Origin of the sequence: Mycobacterium sp. SP-6446 (assembly GCF_001954045.1) — a bacterium.
GTDB lineage: Bacteria > Actinomycetota > Actinomycetes > Mycobacteriales > Mycobacteriaceae > Mycobacterium.
Map to the genome: position 1 here is coordinate 1 of NZ_MBEM01000141.1, position 2990 is coordinate 2990.

Below are 2990 nucleotides of genomic sequence, written 5' to 3' on the forward strand. Positions count from 1 at the left end.
AGGTCGGCCTTCTTGGTCTCGGCGATCTCGCGACACTGGTCCCAGGTCACCTTGGCGACCTTGTCCTTGTGCGGCTCGGCCGAACCCTTGCTCACGCCCGCGGCTTTCAGCAGCAGCTTGGCGGCGGGCGGTGTCTTGAGCGCGAAGGTGAAGCTGCGGTCCTCGTAGACCGTGATCTCCACCGGGATGACGTTGCCGCGCTGGTTCTCCGTCGCGGCGTTGTACGCCTTGCAGAACTCCATGATGTTGACGCCGTGCTGGCCGAGCGCGGGTCCCACCGGCGGAGCGGGGTTGGCCTGCCCGGCCTGGATCTGCAGCTTGATCAGCCCGATGACTTTCTTCTTCGGGGCCATGAGATGTTGACGTTCCTTCCTGGGAGTTAAATCTTGGAGACTTGGCCGAAGGTGAGTTCCACCGGCGTTTCGCGGCCGAAGATCGACACCAGCACCTTGAGCTTCTGCTGTTCGCCGTTGACCTCGCTGATCGTGGCCGGCAATGTGGCGAACGGCCCGTCCATCACCGTCACCGATTCGCCCACCTCGTAGTCGACCTCGACGACGGGGCGTTCCAGGCCGCCCGCCTCGGTGGCGGCGGCGGTGCTGGCCGCGCCCTTGGCGGCCTTCTTCGACGAGCCCGGGGGCAGCAGGAACTTCACCACGTCGTCGAGCGCCAGCGCCGACGGGCGGGACGTCGCCCCGACGAAGCCGGTCACGCCGGGCGTATTGCGCACCGCGGACCACGAGTCGTCGGTCAGGTCCATGCGCACCAGGATGTAGCCGGGCAGCACCTTGCGGTTGACCTGCTTGCGCTGGCCGTTCTTGATCTCGGTGACCTCTTCGGTCGGCACTTCCACCTGGAAGATGTAGTCGCCGACGTCCAGGTTCTGCACCCGGGTTTCCAGGTTGGCCTTGACCTTGTTCTCGTACCCCGCGTAGGAGTGCACGACGTACCAGTCGCCGGGTTTGCTGCGCAGTTCCGCCTTGAGCGCGGCGGCCGGGTCGATTTCCTCGGCCGGCTCGGTGGGAGCCTCGACCGGCTCGATGGGAGCCTCGGCGTCAGGGGTCTCAGCGACCTCCTGCACGTCGACCGCCTCACCCGCGGACGTGTCACCGTCGAAGGTAGTCACGGTTTTCAGTCCTCTCTGTCACTCGCTCAGCCGAACACCAACAGGACCAGCTTGGTCAGCCCGAAGTCCGCGAGACCGACCAGCGCCACCATGAAGGCGAGAAACGCCAGCACCACCGAGGTGTAGGTGACCATCTGTTTGCGGTTCGGCCAGATCACCTTCCGCATCTCCCCAACGACCTGCTTGAGGTAGTTGTAGACGAACACGAACGGGTTAGCCGAACGGCCGGCGGGCTTCTTCGGTTTCTTGGCCTGCTTGCGGTCCTTCTTGGCTGCCCGGGTCTTCTTGGCCTTGCCCTCGTCCTCGGCCTCGTCCGGCGACTCGATGTCGACGTCTTCGTCGACGTCGGCCACCCGCTGCCGGGAGCGCTTGCCGGTGGGCCGCGCGGGCTTGGTCACCACGGCGGTCCGACCACCGCCGGCGCGGCTGTCGTCGGTCTCGCCGCCGTCGCTTGCGGCGTCGTTGGCAGCGTTGCCCTCGTCGCTCACCGCATGCTCCTTTGTTCGTTGGCTTTTAGTGTCCAGCATGGCACGTCTTGGCCGTCAGCAGGGGCGACAGGACTTGAACCTGCAACCTGCGGTTTTGGAGACCGCTGCTCTGCCATTTGAGCTACGCCCCTTCGCGGTTGGCAGGCCAACCTGCGCTTACCTACCGGGGCCTACACGACACGCGCGCTCCCCGTTCGGTGATCGCCGAACCGACGGACAGCGCGCTGTATTGGGAAAACCCCGAGGTCCGAGTGTACATCGACGCAGGAGTCAGATACTAATTACGCGCTTCGGACGACCTGGCCGGACTCCGCGTCCCAGCGCAGGTTCGCGGAACCGTCGCTGTACTGGCTCATCAACGTGGTGTAGGCCTCCAAGACCACCTCACCGTCGTCGGTGGTGCAGATGTTCTTGGTGACGACGATGTCGGCGCCGAAGCGCTCCTGCACCGATTGGACTTCCATGCGGGCCCACAGCTTGTCGCCGGCCTTGATCGGCTTGGAGAACACAAACCGCTGGTCGACCTGGACGATCACCAGGGTCTCCATGCCGATGTCGACATGCCGGAAGAAATCCAGCTGGACCAGCTTCGCGAAGATGGTAGCGAAGGTCAGCGGTGCGACGATCGCGTCGTGGCCGAGTTCGGCGGCGGCCTCCTCGTAGAGATGGGCCGGGTGGTTGTTCTTGATCGATAGCGCAAACTGACGCAGTTGTTCGCGACCCACGACGAAATAATCCGGATACCGCCAGATCATCCCGCGGATATCGGTCTTGAGCGCCATGGGCTACGCCAGAGTCGCGGACGCGATGGCCCTGCCGAAGATCTTCTTGCCGCCCGCCGTGGCCGTGAGTGCGATGGTCACGGACTTGCTTTCCGGATCGACCGATTTCACCCTGCCGCTGAACACGAGCTCGGCGCCCTTGCCGTCGTTGGGCACCGGGACCACGGCGGTGAACCGCACGTTGTACTCGGTGACCGCGCCCGGGTCGCCGACCCACGACGTGACGTAGCCGCCGCCCAATCCCATGGTCAGCATCCCGTGCGCGATCGCGGTGTCCAGCCCGACGACCTTGGCGATCTCGTCGTCCCAGTGAATCGGGTTCAAGTCCCCGGAGACGCCCGCGTAGTTGACCAGATCCTGGCGCGTCAGCGGGTAAGTCCTCTCCGGGAGACGGTCACCCACCTTCACCGAGCTGAACTCACGCAGTGGCATCAGAAAATCCCTCTCCTCCATCCTCACCGGCACGGCCCGCGAGAGTCGTGTAGGTCTCCTGCACGATGTCACCGGCGTCGTCGGTGACGATGTTCTTGGTCACGATGATCTGGGTGCCGTGCGACTGGCGGACCGAGTCCACATAGACGTCGCAGTACAGCT

General features: G+C 64.7%; 5 protein-coding genes, 1 tRNA gene and 1 pseudogene. All 7 read right to left on the reverse strand.

Annotated features, from left to right (window positions below; all coding sequences use genetic code 11):
- A partial coding sequence (gene rplK / locus A5736_RS13355) for a 50S ribosomal protein L11 (protein WP_076246713.1) occupies window positions 1–353 on the reverse strand: 353 nt, incomplete at its 3' end.
- Between the two features lie 26 nt (window positions 354–379).
- A complete protein-coding gene (nusG, locus tag A5736_RS13360; RefSeq protein WP_076246714.1) occupies window positions 380–1126 on the reverse strand; it encodes a transcription termination/antitermination protein NusG in 747 nt (248 codons plus the stop codon).
- A 26-nt stretch (window positions 1127–1152) separates the two neighbouring features.
- Window positions 1153–1614 (reverse strand): preprotein translocase subunit SecE, encoded by a 462-nt coding sequence (gene secE / locus A5736_RS13365; RefSeq protein ID WP_076246716.1) that lies wholly within the window; start codon window positions 1612–1614, stop codon window positions 1153–1155.
- 58 nt (window positions 1615–1672) lie between these two features.
- Window positions 1673–1745 (reverse strand) — tRNA-Trp (locus tag A5736_RS13370).
- Between the two features lie 150 nt (window positions 1746–1895).
- Entirely contained in the window at window positions 1896–2396 is a 501-nt protein-coding gene (gene hadC / locus A5736_RS13375; RefSeq protein ID WP_076126656.1) for a (3R)-hydroxyacyl-ACP dehydratase subunit HadC, read from the reverse strand.
- A gap of 3 nt (window positions 2397–2399) precedes the next feature.
- Window positions 2400–2828, reverse strand: coding sequence for a (3R)-hydroxyacyl-ACP dehydratase subunit HadB (gene hadB / locus A5736_RS13380; RefSeq protein ID WP_076126654.1), 429 nt, complete (start codon window positions 2826–2828; stop codon window positions 2400–2402).
- Window positions 2815–2990 (reverse strand): annotated as a pseudogene (locus A5736_RS13385) (3-hydroxyacyl-ACP dehydratase); the annotation flags it as partial. The pseudogene A5736_RS13385 and the gene hadB, both read right to left, overlap by 14 nt.